This window comes from Streptomyces sp. NPDC087859 (genome assembly GCF_044742595.1).
In the GTDB taxonomy this organism is placed as follows: Bacteria; Actinomycetota; Actinomycetes; order Streptomycetales; family Streptomycetaceae; genus Streptomyces; species Streptomyces canus_F.
In genome coordinates, this window is record NZ_JBIUUU010000004.1 from 89,560 (window position 1) to 104,536 (window position 14,977).

A 14,977-nucleotide genomic window follows, 5' to 3' on the forward strand; every position below is an offset into this window, starting at 1 on the left:
TGCCCGCTGCGAGGAGGACCGCCACGTGAGCCAGTACGTCAGCAGGCTCGGGCGGCGCTCCCCGGCCGCGCCCCCGCGGCTGAGGCTGCACCGCCGCCCCCGCCGTATCGCGATGCTCTCCGTGCACACCTCCCCGCTCCACCAGCCCGGCACCGGCGACGCCGGCGGCATGAACGTCTACATCGTCGAGCTGGCGCAGCGCCTCGCAGCGATCAACATCGAGGTCGAGATCTTCACGCGCGCGACCACCGCCGCACTGGAGCCGACGGTCCAGCTCGCCCCCGGCGTACTCGTCCGCCACGTCGACGCCGGCCCCTACGAGGGCCTCGCCAAGGAAGAGCTCCCCGCCCAGCTGTGCGCCTTCACGCACGGCGTGATGCAGGCCTGGGCCGGCCACCGCCCCGGCTACTACGACCTCGTCCACTCGCACTACTGGCTCTCCGGCCACGTCGGCTGGCTCGCCGCCCAGCGCTGGGGCGTCCCGCTGGTCCACGCCATGCACACCATGGCCAAGGTCAAGAACGCCAACCTCGCCGACGGCGACACCCCCGAACCCGCCGCCCGGGTCATCGGCGAGACCCAGATCGTCGACGCCGCGGACCGCCTCATCGCCAACACGGCGGAGGAGGCCGACGAGCTCGTACGCCACTACAGCGCGGACCCCGGCAAGGTCGCCGTGGTCCACCCCGGCGTCAACCTGGACCGCTTCAGCCCCGCCGACGGCCGCGCCGCCGCCCGCGCCCGCCTGGACCTCCCCCAGGACGCCCTCATCCCGCTCTTCGCGGGCCGCATCCAGCCCCTGAAGGCCCCCGACGTCCTCCTGCGCGCCGTCGCCGTCCTCCTCGACGAGCGCCCCGAGCTGCGCTCCCGTCTGGTCGTGCCCATCGTCGGCGGCCCCAGCGGCAGCGGCCTCGCCAAGCCCGAGGGCCTGCAGAAGCTGGCCGCCCGGCTCGGTGTCGCGGACGTCGTACGGTTCCGTCCGCCCGTCGGCCAGGAACAGCTCGCGGACTGGTTCCGGGCCGCGTCCGTGCTGGTCATGCCGTCCTACAGCGAGTCCTTCGGTCTGGTCGCCATAGAGGCCCAGGCAGCCGGCACGCCCGTCCTCGCGGCGGCGGTCGGCGGCCTGCCGGTGGCCGTGCGCGACCGGCAGACGGGCTTCCTCGTACGGGGCCACAATCCCGCCGACTACGCGCGCGTGCTCGGCGAGCTCGCCGACGACCCCCACCTCGCGCCCCGCATGGGCGAGGCCGCCGCCCGGCACGCGCAGTCCTTCGGCTGGGACACCGCGGCCGCCGCGACGGCGGACGTCTACACGGCCGCGATGCAGGCCCACCGGCGTCGCGTACGCTCCCACCATGGCTGAGGAGCAGAAGGCGGCACAGGTCATCGAGGCTGTCCTCCAGGACAACGACCTGGAGTGGGAGAGCCCGGCCCCCGGCAATTACGTCGTCCAGCTCCCCGGCACCCGCAAGCTGAAGACGACGGTCTCGCTCCTGGTCGGCCGCCACTCCCTCTCCCTGAACGCCTTCGTCGTCCGCCACCCCGACGAGAACGAGTCGGGAGTCCACCGCTGGCTCCTGGAGCGCAACCTCAAGCTGTACGGCGTGAGTTACGCGGTGGACCGGCTCGGCGACGTCTACGTCACCGCCAAGCTGCCCCTCGCCGCCGTCACCGCCGACGAGATCGACCGCCTCCTGGGACAGACCCTGGAGGCGGCGGACGGCAGCTTCAACACCCTGCTGGAGCTCGGTTTCGCGTCCGCGATCCGCAAGGAGTACGAGTGGCGGGTGGCCCGGGGTGAGCCGACGCGCAACCTGGACGCGTTCGCACACCTGACCCAGCGCCCGGCCGACCGGTCCGACTGACCCCGGTCCGGCGCGTCAGGACTCGCCGGGCGGCAGGGACGAGCCCGGCTGGGGCTCGCTGGTGGGGTCGGGGTGCTCGCCGGAAGGGTCGCTCTTGTCGAGCTCGTCGGCGAACGCGCGCAAGGCGTCCGCGAGTTCCTTCTTGGTGGGCAGCTCGTCGACCTTCCTGTCGAGCTCCGAGATACGCCGGTTGAGCTCGTCCAGCTCACTGGGCGCGGACGGCCCGTCGGTGGGGCCCTCGGTCGGTTCCTCGGTGGGGTCGTCCGGTTCCGTGAACGTCGGGCTCGGGTCGCTGCCGCCGGTGGTGTCGCCACCGCCGGATCCGGAGCCGCCCGTGCCCCCGTCCGCCGGGACGCTGATCTCCACGGAGGGTTCGGCGGTGGGCTCCTCGTCCGAGGTCGCCGCGAGGGCGGCCCCGACACTGAGGGCGACCAGGGCGGCCGCGCCGACGACGGCGGTCGAGAAACGTCTGACTCTCACGGTGCGGTCGGTCTCTGAAGTGCCTTGGGTGTCCTCTGAGTTGTCCATGTGCCGACGCTAAGCGGCATTGATCGCCGGACGGGCGTCTTCCGCCGAACCTCTCGAACGGGCGTCCGCTTTCGGCCGCCGACCTGCCGCGATCCGAAGTCTCACCCTCCCTTTGTGTACCGCCCGGGCGTGACCCCCACCAACTTCCTGAAGTGCCGGGTCAGATGGGACTGGTCGAAGAAGCCGGTGGCGGCGGCCACCTCACTCGGCCGCACCCCGTCCAGGAGGAGCCGCCGGGCGCGGTCGACGCGGCGGGAGTTGAGGTACTGGTGCGGCGCGATGCCGTAGGCGCTGCTGAACGCCCGTACCAGATGGGCGGGATGCGCGTGCACCAGCGCGGCGGCCTCGTCGAGGGTGATCCCCTCGACCACCCGCTCGTCGAGCAGTTCGCGCAGCCGGCGGGCGAGGGCGGGGTCGGCGCGCGGGAGGTCGGCGACCAGGCGCGGCCGCAGCTGAGCGGTGAGCCGTTCCCCGATGAACATCAGCCTGCTCGCGGCCTCCAGCTCGTCACCGGGATGGTCGAGGGCGTGGTGCAACTGCCCGACGCGCTGCCGCAGCAGGGGGTCCCGCAGATCGGGGGTGTCGACGGCGGACCCGACCAGATCCTCGCCCAGCAGGGAGGTGTCGAGATAGACGACCCGCTTGCGGAAACCGTCCGGCGTGACAGGTGAGCCGTTGTGCGGGACGTGCGGCGGCAGCAGGGACACCGTGTCGTGCGGGGTGCCGTGCTCATGCCGGTCGAGGTCGTACCGTACGGCCCCGTCGTCCACGATCAGCAGCGTCCACGCGTCATGGACGTGCATCGGGTAGGCGTACCCGGTGTAGTGAGCGTGGAAGACCTCCACGACGCCCGGGACGGCGGGGCGCCAGGCGGAGACGGTCTGCCGGGTGGCCATGCAAAGAACGTACAAGACGGTGCCATGAGCCGCCCGGCAGTCTCATGGCATGAGCGAAGCACCCATCCGATTCGATACGAAGATCGCCGTCCTGCTGCGGGAGGACCTGGAGCCGTGGCAGCGGCTGAACGTCACCGCGTTCCTGGTCAGCGGCCTCGGCACGGTGGTTCCCGAGGTGGTCGGGGAGCCGTACGAGGACGCCGACGGGGTGGTCTATCTGCCGATGTTCCGGCAGCCGGTGATGGTTTTCGAGGGGACGAAGGAGACGGTGACGGCGGCGCATGCGCGGGCGGTGTCCCGGGGGTTGCCGTGCTCGGTGTTCACCGGTGATCTGTTCTCCACGGGGAACGACCGGGACAACCGGGCGGCGGTACGGGCCGTGGGGACGGGGGAGTTGGATGTGGTGGGGATTGCGGTCTATGGGGCGCGGAACGGGGTGGACAAGGTGGTGAAGGGGGCGCGGATGCATCCGTGAGGGGGCGGGTCAGGGGGTGCGCTTGGTGGGGGCGGGTTTGCGGCGGAGGGACGCCCTCAGCTTCTGTGCCTCGAAGTGGCGGCCCTGGCCTTCGAGGGCGTTGGCCAGGTTGCGGCTGACGAGTCTGTGGAGGCGGTGGTCCTTCCCGAGGACCTCTTGCACACGTGCCCTTGTGCTCCTCAGGAGTTGCTCGGCCTTGTTGTACCGACCCAGATGCGTGAGCGCGAGGCCAAGGCTGTCGGCCATGTCGAGAGAGTCCGGATGGTCGTCGCCCAAGGCGCGTCGCTGGCGTTCGAATGACCCGGACAGCAGAGCAAGGGCCTCGTCGTACCGGCCCAGACGTCCCAGCACGATGCCCAGGTTATGGGCGGTGCGGAGAGTGTCGGGATGGTCTTCGCCCAGTACGTCACGCCGTCGCCTCAAGACGTCCGTGAGGACGCGGTGGGCCGCGTCCGGCTGGCCGGTGTGGTCCGCCGCCTGGCCGAGGTTGTGAGCGGTGTCCAGAGTGTGGGGATGGTCGTTGCCCAGCGAGCGTCGCTGTTGTTCCAGAACCTCGGTCAGGTCTGCGTGCGCCTTCTCCAACTCGCCGGTGGCACCCAGGACGACGGCCATGGAGTAGGCGGTGCGGAGTGTCTCGGGGTGATCGCGGCCCAGAACTGCTCGACGCCGTTCGAGGGCGTCCTGGTGCAGGACGTACGACTCCTTGCGCCGGCCCAGTTTGTTCAGGGTGACGGCGAGGTCATGGGCTGAACTCAGCGTGTCGTCGTCATTCTCGCCCAGCACCCGCCGACGCCGCCTCAGGACGTCCTCGACCAGAGGCAGGGCCTCCGCGTGTGCCCCCAGGCCGTCCAGGGCCCAGGTCACCATATGGGCGGCGCGCAGAGTGTCGGGGTCGTTCTTTCCGAGGGACTCGGACCATGTCTCGTGCAGCTTCTCGGCGAGGCTGCGGCCGGTGTGGTACTGGGCGCTGCGCACCAGGTAGCGGGCGGCGCGCAGCAGGGTGGGGCGCAGCCGGGGGCGGGTGCTCAGGGCGGGCAGTGTCGCCGTCAGGTGGGAGGTGAGGGACGCCCAGCGTGGCCAGGTCGCGGGCAGCTCCGGATCGCCGGGATCGACCGCGGTCAGCAACGCCGCCACGTCGTCCCGCGGGGCATCCGCCTCGTCGACGGACTGTCGTACCACCGCCTGCGTCAGCCGATGCACCTGAAACACATCCGACCCCACCACCGCCAGCCCGTACCGCCCGAGCGGCGTCAGGGCGCTCTCCGGCCAGAAGATGTCGTCGGCGTCACCCGGCACGCTCGCCAACGAGTCCCGCGCCGTGACCAGCCACGACGTGGGAATCGGCTCGGGCCCCAGAAACGCGGCGAGGCGCAGTACGGCGACGGCTCCCGGATGGTCGGCCTCCAGACGTTCCGCGGCGATCGTGACCGTGGCGGCCAGGGACGCGGGATAGTCCGGCAGGTTGCTGCGCCCGAGCAGCTGGGCCGTGTTCGTCCTGAGCAGCTCCAGATACCGGTCCGCCGGAATCCCGCCCCGCATCACGCCCGCCGCCTGCGCCAGCGCGAGCGGCAGGTCGCCGAGGGCCTCGGCCAGCGCGTCCGCCTGATCGTCGGTCAGGGCCGGCAACTGACGCCTCAGGTAAGCCACCGACTCCTCCCGGCTGAACACCCCCAGCGACAGCCCCGGCACGATCCCGCTCCACGCCGGATTACGGGCCGTGATCAGTACGTGCCCGCCGCCCTCCGGCAGCCAGCTCCGCAGCTGGTCCGGGTCCTCCGCGTTGTCCAGGATGATCAGCCAGCGGTCCCGGGTGCGCAGATACTCCATCGCGTACCGGGCGTTGAACTCGACGCCCGCCTCCGGCTTGGCCACGTCCACGCGGGCCGCCAGTTCGGCGTAGCGGGCCACGACCTGCTCGCTCTGTTCGGCGTCGACCCACCAGACGAGGTCGTAGTCGGCGGCATGCCGGAAGGCGTACTCCAGAGCCACCAGGGTCTTGCCGATGCCGCCCGTGCCGCGCAGTGCCTGGACGGCGGCGTGGCGTTCGGCCAGCAGTTTGCCGCGGACCTCGTCGATGACGGCTTCACGGCCGGTGAAGTGCGGGTTGCGCCGCCGGTCGCGTACGTCCCACACGGCGGGGCCGCCGCCGGTGCGGGGTGGGAACGGCGGCTGCGGGCCGTGCGGGGCGGGCGGCGCGGGCGGTGTGGCCGCGGCGCCGGGGAAGGTCGGCGGGCGGGTGGGCCGCGCCGGTCCCCGTACGGCGTCGAGGAGGGCCTTGAGGGCATCCGGCTCGCTCAGTCCGTGCAGGTCCTTGCGGAGCCGGGGCGCGAGGATCGCCGGGACCTGGCCGGACTCCAAGGGCTCGACCACGAGCGGGATGAAACGGCCGCGCCGGGCGATGACAGACGTCCACTCCTCCTCGGTGTACCGCCCCGCCTCGAAGTAGCGCGGGGAGAAGACGGCGACGACGGCGGACGCCTGGTCGAGTGCGTTGTTCATCTTCGTCACGAAGTCGTCGCCGGTGCGCCAGTTCCAGCGGTCGAGCTCCACCCGGTAACCGTTCTCCTGGAGGTGCCAGGCCACCCATTCCGCCCACTCGTTGTCCGGACCGGCGTAGCTGATGAAGATCGGCTCGGAACTGTCGGACATGCCCGTCTCCCACCCCAGCGGCCCCGGCGGCCCCCCGCGCCTTCCTGTATACCGCCGGGAAACGCGTCCGCGCCCGGCGTAGGGAAAAGTCGACGGACAGGGGATGCCAGGTCAGGAACGGTGGCGGGGCCGGGCGTTGGCCGGGATCAGGCCGCGCTGACTTCGGGCCTGGCGGCGACCGGCGGCTCGGCCGGCAGCGGGTCCTCGGCGGGCAGCCGTCGCATCAGCACGCCGTAGCCCACCCCGGCCAGGGTGCCGACGACCGCGCACAGCCCCCACAGCCACTCGGCGCCGTAGTGGTCGATGATCAGGCCGGACATCAGCGGGGCGACGAGGGAGGCGACCGCCCAGGACAGGGTGTACATGCCCTGGTAGCGGCCGCGGCCGTGGACGGGGGAGAGGCGGACGACCAGGCTGGTCTGGGTGGGGGCGTTGACGATCTCGGCGAGGGTCCAGACGCAGACCGTGAGGGCGAACACGCCGATGGAGCCGGCGAAGGCGGTGAGCCCGAAGCCGTATCCGGCGAGCAGGGACGAGATGACGAGCAGCCGGCGCGGATCGCGGTGCTGGATGAACCGGGTGACCGGGATCTGCAACGCGACGATGAGGATGCCGTTGACGGCGATCGCCATGCCGTAGTCGGCGGGTGTGAACCCGGCCTCGCCCATCGCCACCGGCAGTCCGACGGCGCCCTGCTGGAAGACGAGGGCGATGAGGAAGGACAGCCCGACGACACCCATGTAGCGCCCGTCGCGGAGCACGGTGCCGAGCCCGGCCTCGTTGTCGGCCGCCTTCTCGGTGGGGGTGCGTTCGGGCCGCGACTCGGGCAGCTTCAGGAAGATCACGATCGCGCAGGCGGCCGTCATGCCGGCCTCGAGGAGGAAGCCGGCGAGGTAGCTGAACTCGGCGATGAACCCGGCGGCCATGGAGGAGATGGCGAACCCCAGGTTGATCGCCCAGTAGTTGAGCGAGAAGGCGCGCACCCGGTCCTCGGGCCGCACGATGTCGGCCATCATCGCCTGCACCGCGGGCCGCGAGGCGTTGCTCGTCATACCGACGAGGAAGGCGACGGCGGCGATGGCGACGGGGTGGTGCATGAAGCCGAGCAGGGCGACGGAGGCGGCGGTGGACGCCTGGGCGATGAGCAGCGTGGGCCGCCGTCCCAGCCGGTCGGTCATGACACCGGCCCCGAGGGACGAGACGACACCGCCCAGGCCGTGCAGGGAGGCGACGAGACCGGCGTAGGCGGCGGAGTACCCGCGGTCGAGCGTGAGGTAGAGCGCCATGAAGGTGGCGACGAAGGCACCGAGCCGGTTGACGAGGGTGCTGAGCCACAGCCACCAGAACGCGCGGGGGAGACCGGAGACGGATTCTCTGAGGGCACGTCTCAAGGCGGCTGGTGACATGGCGGATCCCCCGGGATGATGTAAGTGTCTCTGACGGCAACGGCAACTTACAATCGGGGTGCTCGGGGAGGCCACTCAATTAACAGATCTCGTCAACCGTCCGCCTGCCGAGCGGAGGCACAGGCGATCGAGTCGGTGGATTACGCTCATACGCATGGCCGACGCACCGTACAAGCTGATCCTCCTCCGCCACGGCGAGAGCGAGTGGAACGCGAAGAACCTGTTCACCGGCTGGGTGGACGTGAACCTGAACGAGAAGGGCGAGAAGGAGGCGGTCCGCGGTGGCGAGCTCCTGAAGGACGCCGATCTCCTCCCCGACGTGGTCCACACGTCCCTCCAGAAGCGCGCCATCCGCACCGCCCAGCTCGCGCTGGAGTCCGCGGACCGCCACTGGATCCCGGTCCACCGTTCGTGGCGCCTGAACGAGCGTCACTACGGCGCCCTCCAGGGCAAGGACAAGGCGCAGACCCTCGCGGAGTTCGGCGAGGAGCAGTTCATGCTCTGGCGCCGCTCCTACGACACTCCGCCGCCCGCGCTCGAGGACGGCACGGAGTACTCCCAGTCGGACGACCCGCGCTACGCGACGATCCCGCCGGAGCTCCGCCCGCGGACGGAGTGCCTCAAGGACGTCGTGACGCGCATGCTCCCGTACTGGTACGACGGCATCGTCCCCGACCTCCTCGCGGGCCGCACGGTCCTGGTCGCGGCCCACGGCAACTCGCTGCGCGCCCTCGTCAAGCACCTCGACGGCATCTCCGACGCCGACATCGCGGGCCTGAACATCCCCACCGGCATCCCGCTGTCCTACGAACTCGACGCCGCCTTCAAGCCCCTCAACCCGGGCGGCACCTACCTCGACCCCGCCGCGGCCGCGGCGGCCATCGAGGCGGTCAAGAACCAGGGCAAGAAGAAGTAAGCCGTACTGATCAAGCCCCCTGCCCGCGGCCTTCCCGCCGGCAGGGGGTTTGTCTGTGCGGCCGGCCCGCCCGCCCCGGTAACCTGCGCGGATGACTCACCACCGAAAGGGCGATGCCGCGTAGGCGCCCCTCCGCGGTACGGGCAGCGACACCGGTGCGGGTACGACGTTCCCGGCACCCCCGTCCCCGTATCGGCCGGATCTCCGCGGGCTGTGCCGCCGACATCCGCAGGCTCGAACACCGGCGCTTCTCACCGGGGGACACGGACAGCGCGTTCCGGTACTGGGCCGCCCTCGCGCACGGCCCCCTCGCCCATCTGACCCGCGACGTCGACGCCTGCGGCATTCCTGGGTGCGGGTGCGACCCGGGGTACTACCGCGACCACCTCGAACAGGTGCTCCACGCCCTCCCCGCCAGGTCCGCCCGCGAACTCCGCGCCCTGCTCCACGACCTCGACGCCGTCATCCTGCGCCGGGCCCGCGTCCTGCCCTGCGCCTCGCCCGACGTCCCGTGGTGGCGGGGGTGGTTCTGAGCGGGCAAGGAGTCCGTCAACCTCCGGACAATTCCCCGACCGCACACCTGACCCGCCTCTACTGTGCGCCCCATGCGACGCGTGTGGTGGGCGGTCGGCGGCGGGTTCGCCGCGGCGGTACTGGCGGTGGGCGGGTGGCTCGTGGCCGCGGACAAGGGGTATCCGTTCGCGGACGCGCGGGCCTGCGAGGGCAGCGACGTGCCGTTGGAGCAGGAGCTCGACGTCGTGGGCCTGCCGATGCCGGCCGGTGCCCGGGACGTCCACTACGTCACCCACCCCGCCGCCAAGGACGGAGACGTCGAGCTGGCCGTCGCCTTCCGCAGCACCGCCAAGGTGATGCGCGCCTACCTCGAACAGCACAGGATCGTGACGAGCGGGTTCACCCACCTCGCCGACGGCCGTTTCCTCACCGGCGACGTCGGCACACCACCCGCCTCCCTCGGCCTGTGCGGCGGCGTCCCCCAGATCTACGCGCCCGCCGTCCTCGTCGAACAGCAGCGCACCGACTTCGGCGGGGAGCCCGAGACCGTCGACATCGCCCTCCAGACGGACCCCGGCCGCATCGGCACCCTCCGGCCCACCACGGACGTCCTGCTCACGGTCAACCGGACCCGGGGCGCCTGACCCCGGGCACGCGAAGGGCCCCGGCGCGATCACCGGGGCCCTCACCGTCGTACGACAAAAATCGCGGCGTCAGCCGCACTGGCACGGATTGCCCGACTGGCACCCGCACCCGCAGCCCGAGCCACAGCCGCACGCGCCTATCAGCATCAGATTCCTGATCTCGGCGGGCTGCTCGGTCGGGCGTTCCTGCGTGGGATCGGGCGTGGGGGTGCTGGGGGATTCGGCCATGGGTCCCTCCTCGAGGCAAGGGTCTGACTCTCGGCACAGACCCTGTCCCCATTGCATGCCCGCCCACGAGGTCGCATCAACGGCGCACTGAGGCTTGCACGCGCCCCGACAGGCCCCGCACACCCCCGGGAGACCGGGGGCTCAGGCCCCCTCCACCCCCGTCGCGGGCTGGATGTCCGCCTGCAGATCGTCCGCGTGCTCACCCGTCACCAGGAACACCACCCGCTTGGCCACCGACACCGCGTGGTCGGCGAACCGCTCGTAGTAGCGGCCCAGCAGGGTGACGTCCACCGCCGTCTCGATGCCGTGCTTCCAGCGGTCGTCGAGCAGGTGCTGGAAGAGGGTGCGGTGCAGCAGGTCCATCTCGTCGTCGTCCTGCTCCAGCTGGAGCGCGAGGTCGACGTCCTTGGTGATGATGACCTCCGCCGCCTTCGCCATCAGGCGCTGGGCGAGCTGGCCCATCTCCAGGATCGTGGCGTGCAGGTCGTGCGGGATGGCACGCTCCGGGAAGCGCAGCCGGGCGAGCTTCGCCACGTGCTGGGCGAGGTCGCCCGAACGCTCCAGGTCCGCCGACATCCGCAGCGAGGTGACGACGATACGGAGATCCGTGGCCACCGGCTGCTGCCTGGCCAGCAGGGCTATGGCCCGCGCCTCCAGCTCGTGCTGGAGGTCGTCCACCCGCTGGTCGGCCTCGATGACGCTTTCGGCCAGCTTCAGGTCGGAGTCGAGGATGGACGTCGTGGCGCGCCCGATCGCCGACCCCACCAGCCGGGCCATCTCCACCAGACCGTCGCCGATGGAGTCAAGTTCCTCGTGGTACGCGTCCCGCATCAGGGGTCCCTCTCTTACGTCTGCCTCGGGGGTTCCGGGGGCCAGAACCAGCCACCGGAGACATCCGACGACCGGCGCTGTGAACCCCACGCTCCCACGTTCGGCCCTGTACGCGTCGATTTCCGTCACCCCAAATGAACCATCACTGGCTCCTAGGTGAACTCTGGGCGACGAGTGTTCGAGCTCGCACCTCGAAGGCTGTGGCCAGGAGCGATCCCATGCCTAACCTGGACGCATGGACGTGAACGCGGCGGTCGCCGCAGTGGCAGCGATCGCCGGAGTGGTTACCGGCGTGATCGCCATGCTGGCGTTCCGCTTCAGCGAGCGGGAACAGAAGCGACCCACCCGTACCTCGCTGCACACCGACCCGGTGCTCCCGCCGGGCGTGGACACCGTCCTGTCCGTCCTGCGCTCCTCCGCCGTCGTCCTCGACGAGGCCGACGGTGTCGTCAAGGCCAGCTCGGCCGCCTACGCCCTCGGCCTGGTCCGCGGCGGCAAACTCGCCGTCGAGCCCATGCTGCTGATGGCCCGCGACACCAGGAGAGACGGAGAGATACGACAGGTCGAACTGGATCTGCCGAGAAGGGGAACCGGACGCGGCGAGGCCCTCGCGGTCTCCGCCCGTGTCGCCCCGCTCGGCTCGCGGCTGGTTCTCCTCCTGGTCGAGGACCTCACCGAGGCCCGCCGCATCGAGGCGGTACGCCGCGACTTCGTCGCGAACGTCAGTCACGAGCTCAAGACCCCGGTCGGCGCCCTCTCCCTGCTGTCCGAGGCCGTCATGGACGCCTCCGACGACCCCGAGGCGGTGACACGCTTCGCCGGCCGTATGCAGATAGAGGCGACCCGGCTGACCAACCTGGTCCAGGAGCTCATCGACCTCTCCCGGGTCCAGAACGACGACCCCCTGGAGGACGCCGAACCCGTCCGTATCGACGAACTCGTCGCCGAGGCCATCGACCGCTGCCGCCACCAGGCGGGCGCCAAGCAGATCACCATGGCCGCCGGCGGCACCGCCGACCTCAGGATCTGGGGCAACCGCGGCCAGCTCGCCGCCGCCCTCGGCAACCTCGTCGAGAACGCCGTGAACTACTCCCCGGCCCGCACCCGCGTCGGCATAGCCGCCCGCCGGGTGACCGCGCCCGGCGGGGACCTCATCGAGATCGCCGTGACCGACCAGGGCATAGGCATCTCCGACAAGGACAAGGAGCGCATCTTCGAGCGCTTCTACCGCGTCGACCCGGCCCGCTCCCGTGCCACCGGCGGCACCGGCCTGGGCCTGGCGATCGTCAAACACGTGGCCGCCTCCCATGCCGGGGAGGTCACGGTGTGGAGCTCGGAGGGACAAGGCTCCACGTTCACCCTGCGGCTGCCGGAGGCGGGGGCTGCCCGCGACCGCGCACAACACCCGGCCGACCTCGATGACGAGGACGGACCCGACCCATCCCCGTACGAACCGCTTCCCGCCCCGGAGGTCCTTCCGTGACCCGAGTGCTTGTCGTCGAGGACGAGGAGTCCTTCTCCGACGCCCTGTCGTACATGCTCCGCAAGGAGGGCTTCGAGGTCGCGGTCGCGACCACGGGCCCCGACGGCCTCGACGAGTTCGAGCGCAACGGCGCCGACCTCGTCCTCCTCGACCTCATGCTGCCCGGCCTGCCGGGCACCGAGGTCTGCCGCCAGCTGCGCGGCCGCTCCAACGTGCCCGTCATCATGGTCACCGCCAAGGACAGTGAGATCGACAAGGTCGTCGGCCTGGAAATAGGAGCCGATGACTACGTCACCAAGCCCTTCTCGTCCCGCGAACTCGTCGCCCGTATCCGGGCCGTCCTGCGCCGCCGCGGCGAGCCCGAGGAGGTCAGCCCCGCCGCGCTGGAGGCCGGTCCGGTCCGTATGGACGTGGACCGTCACGTGGTCACTGTCTCCGGCTCCAAGGTCGACCTGCCCCTCAAGGAGTTCGACCTGCTGGAGATGCTCCTGCGCAACGCGGGCCGCGTCCTGACCCGCATGCAGCTCATCGACCGCGTCTGGGGCGCCGACTACGTCGGCGACACCAAGACCCTCGACGTCCACGTCAAGCGCCTGCGCGCCAAGATCGAACCCGACCCGGGCGCGCCCAGGTATCTGGTGACGGTCAGGGGCCTGGGCTACAAGTTCGAGCCGTAAGCCGTAAGCCGTACGACGACGAAAGGGCGGGACCTCCGGAGAGGTCCCGCCCTTTCGTTCGCGACGAGGCAGTCGTCGTACGACCGCTCAGTGCCCGGCGGCGGCGCTCTCGGTCGCCGTGGCGGAGGCCGATGCCGCGTCGGTCGCGGTCTCCGTCGCCGAAGGCGAGGCCGTGTCGGTGGCCGACCCGGTCGGGGAGGGCGAGGTGCTCTCGCCCGTGCCCGGCGCCTCGGGCATCTCGGTGGGGCCCCACTTCTCGAAGAAGCTCTTGGCCGGCACCACGAAGGCCTGCAGGCTCACCGCACCGGTCTTGCTGAAGGTGAAGGTGATCTTCTGCGCGTCGCCGTCCCGGACCGCCTCACGGCTGCTGGACAGGACCGCGGAGGCGTTGCCCTCACCGCCGATGACGAGGGAGCCGCCGGCCGGGATGGTCAGCTTGCCCTTCCCCTTGGCGGCGGCGAGCTCGGCGGTCTTGCCGGCGTCGTCCACGGTGACCGAGTCCAGCGTCTCGGCGGTGGGGCCGCTGTTGAACAGGGTCGCGGAGATCACGGCCGGACCCGTCGACTCCAGGTCGGGCTGGGTGATGACGACGGCGTTCTGGATCTTGATGTCACCGACGGAGGTGGCCGCGTTGTCCGGCTTGACCTCCAGGGTCTGGGCGTTGTTGCCGGCCGCGCACGCGGAGAGCGAGGCGATCGAGAACGCGATGGCGGCGGCCGCGAGGGCACCGCGTCGAAGGCTGCTGCTCACGGGGGCGGCAACTCCTTGACTCGAACGGAGCGGGCGCATAAAGCCGCCCTAAGTGTCTGTCAGCGGGCCTTAGGTTACCGAGCCGTTCCCGCGTCACCGCACCCGACCCTCCCCAACGGGCCGTCTTCCGCACCGCAGGGGCTAGTCACCACCCCTCACACATGACTCACGGGTCACTTTGAGCCGCACTCGTCCGCCATTCACATAAGAAGCCTCCGCGCCCCTCGCAAATCTTCCGTGAAGGAAATCGCGACCGCCCACGAAATTGATCACGGGCTGATCCGGTGGGTGCTCACGATTGCGAGTGATCAATTCAGGAAACGGCGCGGAGGCGACTCCGGGCACCGAACGGAGTAGCGGAAGTCGCACACACGGAACCAGACATATGGGGACGTTCGTCTACGCTGAAGGGCCTCCGGATGTGTGTAACGTACGCGTTTCACCTCCCCCGGAGAGCCGCTCCGACCTGCGAATACCTTCTTCCGCTCGGCCCGCGCAGCACGTTCCTGTTGTTGTTGTCAAGCCCCGAGATATGCCCTGACCTGCGAAAACGCCATTCAGAACCCGCAGTTTCCGTGTTACCCTGGATAGCCACGGAAGGGGTACCTGTCACATGACGTTCAAGGTTGGCGACACCGTGGTCTATCCCCATCACGGGGCCGCGCTGATCGAGGCTATCGAAACTCGCCAGATCAAAGGCGTGGACAAGACCTACTTGGTGCTGAAGGTCGCGCAGGGTGACCTGACGGTACGTGTGCCAGCGGACAATGCGGAGTTCGTCGGCGTGCGTGATGTGGTCGGTCAGGACGGACTGGACCGGGTCTTCGAGGTGCTGCGCGCGCCGTACGCCGAGGAGCCCACGAACTGGTCGCGTCGCTACAAGGCAAATCTGGAGAAGCTCGCCTCCGGCGATGTCATCAAGGTCGCGGAAGTCGTGCGTGACCTGTGGCGTCGTGAGCGTGAGCGCGGACTTTCCGCAGGTGAGAAGCGCATGCTCGCCAAGGCCCGCCAGATCCTGGTGAGCGAGCTCGCTCTCGCGGAGAACACGAACGAAGACAAGGCCGAGGCCCTGCTCGACGAGGTCCTCGCGTCCTGACGACGCACGCTGCCGCCAGA

15 protein-coding genes are annotated in these 14,977 nt (G+C 70.4%); 9 read left to right on the forward strand and 6 right to left on the reverse strand.

All coding sequences use genetic code 11. The annotated features are described in order from the left end of the window. Nucleotides 1-25 precede the first annotated feature (25 nt). Entirely contained in the window at nucleotides 26-1,363 is a 1,338-nt protein-coding gene (mshA, locus tag ACIOHP_RS10535) for a D-inositol-3-phosphate glycosyltransferase (RefSeq protein WP_401885490.1), read from the forward strand. Beyond that, complete coding sequence (locus tag ACIOHP_RS10540; RefSeq protein ID WP_401885493.1) at nucleotides 1,356-1,865, forward strand: YbjN domain-containing protein; 510 nt, start codon at nucleotides 1,356-1,358, stop codon at nucleotides 1,863-1,865. Before mshA ends, ACIOHP_RS10540 begins: the two co-directional genes overlap by 8 nt. Nucleotides 1,866-1,880: 15 nt before the next feature. Here the strand turns inward: ACIOHP_RS10540 and ACIOHP_RS10545 are convergent, their stop codons facing one another. Continuing rightward, complete coding sequence (locus ACIOHP_RS10545) at nucleotides 1,881-2,393, reverse strand: hypothetical protein (RefSeq protein ID WP_361553421.1); 513 nt, start codon at nucleotides 2,391-2,393, stop codon at nucleotides 1,881-1,883. Nucleotides 2,394-2,494: 101 nt separating this feature from the next. Continuing rightward, nucleotides 2,495-3,289: an AraC family transcriptional regulator gene (locus tag ACIOHP_RS10550; protein ID WP_401885497.1), complete on the reverse strand. Its 795-nt coding sequence runs from the start codon at nucleotides 3,287-3,289 to the stop codon at nucleotides 2,495-2,497. Nucleotides 3,290-3,338: 49 nt separating this feature from the next. On the opposite strand from ACIOHP_RS10550, the gene ACIOHP_RS10555 reads away from it, so the two are divergent. Next, nucleotides 3,339-3,764 carry a DUF2000 family protein gene (locus ACIOHP_RS10555; protein ID WP_401885501.1) on the forward strand — a complete coding sequence of 142 codons (426 nt, stop codon included), beginning with the start codon at nucleotides 3,339-3,341 and terminating at the stop codon, nucleotides 3,762-3,764. Between the two features lie 9 nt (nucleotides 3,765-3,773). Here the strand turns inward: ACIOHP_RS10555 and fxsT are convergent, their stop codons facing one another. Next, nucleotides 3,774-6,413 carry an FxSxx-COOH system tetratricopeptide repeat protein gene (gene fxsT / locus ACIOHP_RS10560; RefSeq protein ID WP_401885504.1) on the reverse strand — a complete coding sequence of 880 codons (2,640 nt, stop codon included), beginning with the start codon at nucleotides 6,411-6,413 and terminating at the stop codon, nucleotides 3,774-3,776. Nucleotides 6,414-6,559: 146 nt separating this feature from the next. Beyond that, complete coding sequence (locus ACIOHP_RS10565) at nucleotides 6,560-7,819, reverse strand: MDR family MFS transporter (RefSeq protein ID WP_401885508.1); 1,260 nt, start codon at nucleotides 7,817-7,819, stop codon at nucleotides 6,560-6,562. Nucleotides 7,820-7,973: 154 nt separating this feature from the next. On the opposite strand from ACIOHP_RS10565, the gene ACIOHP_RS10570 reads away from it, so the two are divergent. The 3 genes from ACIOHP_RS10570 to ACIOHP_RS10580 all read left to right on the forward strand — a co-directional run bounded on the left by ACIOHP_RS10570 (nucleotide 7,974) and on the right by ACIOHP_RS10580 (nucleotide 9,892). Beyond that, a complete protein-coding gene (locus ACIOHP_RS10570) occupies nucleotides 7,974-8,735 on the forward strand; it encodes a phosphoglyceromutase (protein WP_361553405.1) in 762 nt (253 codons plus the stop codon). A 113-nt stretch (nucleotides 8,736-8,848) separates the two neighbouring features. After that, a complete protein-coding gene (locus ACIOHP_RS10575; protein ID WP_401885514.1) occupies nucleotides 8,849-9,268 on the forward strand; it encodes a hypothetical protein in 420 nt (139 codons plus the stop codon). Nucleotides 9,269-9,340: 72 nt separating this feature from the next. Next, nucleotides 9,341-9,892, forward strand: a complete 552-nt coding sequence (locus ACIOHP_RS10580) for a hypothetical protein (protein WP_401885518.1) — start codon at nucleotides 9,341-9,343, stop codon at nucleotides 9,890-9,892. Between the two features lie 369 nt (nucleotides 9,893-10,261). On the opposite strand, the gene phoU is transcribed toward ACIOHP_RS10580, so the two are convergent. Beyond that, nucleotides 10,262-10,951 (reverse strand): phosphate signaling complex protein PhoU, encoded by a 690-nt coding sequence (phoU, locus tag ACIOHP_RS10585; protein ID WP_307029047.1) that lies wholly within the window; start codon nucleotides 10,949-10,951, stop codon nucleotides 10,262-10,264. A 235-nt stretch (nucleotides 10,952-11,186) separates the two neighbouring features. On the opposite strand from phoU, the gene ACIOHP_RS10590 reads away from it, so the two are divergent. Together ACIOHP_RS10590 and ACIOHP_RS10595 are read left to right on the forward strand one after the other, a co-directional pair. Beyond that, on the forward strand, nucleotides 11,187-12,434 hold the full coding sequence (locus ACIOHP_RS10590; protein ID WP_361553395.1) for an ATP-binding protein: 1,248 nt from the start codon (nucleotides 11,187-11,189) through the stop codon (nucleotides 12,432-12,434). Continuing rightward, nucleotides 12,431-13,111 (forward strand): response regulator transcription factor, encoded by a 681-nt coding sequence (locus ACIOHP_RS10595; RefSeq protein ID WP_266890667.1) that lies wholly within the window; start codon nucleotides 12,431-12,433, stop codon nucleotides 13,109-13,111. Before ACIOHP_RS10590 ends, ACIOHP_RS10595 begins: the two co-directional genes overlap by 4 nt. Nucleotides 13,112-13,198: 87 nt before the next feature. On the opposite strand, the gene ACIOHP_RS10600 is transcribed toward ACIOHP_RS10595, so the two are convergent. Continuing rightward, complete coding sequence (locus tag ACIOHP_RS10600) at nucleotides 13,199-13,861, reverse strand: DUF461 domain-containing protein (protein ID WP_361553392.1); 663 nt, start codon at nucleotides 13,859-13,861, stop codon at nucleotides 13,199-13,201. Nucleotides 13,862-14,474: 613 nt separating this feature from the next. On the opposite strand from ACIOHP_RS10600, the gene ACIOHP_RS10605 reads away from it, so the two are divergent. Then, nucleotides 14,475-14,957, forward strand: a complete 483-nt coding sequence (locus ACIOHP_RS10605; RefSeq protein ID WP_003953493.1) for a CarD family transcriptional regulator — start codon at nucleotides 14,475-14,477, stop codon at nucleotides 14,955-14,957. Nucleotides 14,958-14,977: the final 20 nt, after the last annotated feature.

Excerpts from the sequence above, each read along its gene's own strand:
- ACIOHP_RS10540 (WP_401885493.1), top strand. The coding sequence starts at position 1,356 with ATGGCTGAGGAGCAGAAGGCGGCACAGGTCATCGAGGCTGTCCTCCAG.
- ACIOHP_RS10545 (WP_361553421.1), bottom strand. The coding sequence starts at position 2,393 with ATGGACAACTCAGAGGACACCCAAGGCACTTCAGAGACCGACCGCACC.
- ACIOHP_RS10550 (WP_401885497.1), bottom strand. The coding sequence starts at position 3,289 with ATGGCCACCCGGCAGACCGTCTCCGCCTGGCGCCCCGCCGTCCCGGGC.
- ACIOHP_RS10555 (WP_401885501.1), top strand. The coding sequence starts at position 3,339 with ATGAGCGAAGCACCCATCCGATTCGATACGAAGATCGCCGTCCTGCTG.
- fxsT (WP_401885504.1), bottom strand. The coding sequence starts at position 6,413 with ATGTCCGACAGTTCCGAGCCGATCTTCATCAGCTACGCCGGTCCGGAC.
- ACIOHP_RS10565 (WP_401885508.1), bottom strand. The coding sequence starts at position 7,819 with ATGTCACCAGCCGCCTTGAGACGTGCCCTCAGAGAATCCGTCTCCGGT.
- ACIOHP_RS10570 (WP_361553405.1), top strand. The coding sequence starts at position 7,974 with ATGGCCGACGCACCGTACAAGCTGATCCTCCTCCGCCACGGCGAGAGC.
- ACIOHP_RS10575 (WP_401885514.1), top strand. The coding sequence starts at position 8,849 with ATGCCGCGTAGGCGCCCCTCCGCGGTACGGGCAGCGACACCGGTGCGG.
- ACIOHP_RS10580 (WP_401885518.1), top strand. The coding sequence starts at position 9,341 with ATGCGACGCGTGTGGTGGGCGGTCGGCGGCGGGTTCGCCGCGGCGGTA.
- phoU (WP_307029047.1), bottom strand. The coding sequence starts at position 10,951 with ATGCGGGACGCGTACCACGAGGAACTTGACTCCATCGGCGACGGTCTG.
- ACIOHP_RS10590 (WP_361553395.1), top strand. The coding sequence starts at position 11,187 with ATGGACGTGAACGCGGCGGTCGCCGCAGTGGCAGCGATCGCCGGAGTG.
- ACIOHP_RS10605 (WP_003953493.1), top strand. The coding sequence starts at position 14,475 with ATGACGTTCAAGGTTGGCGACACCGTGGTCTATCCCCATCACGGGGCC.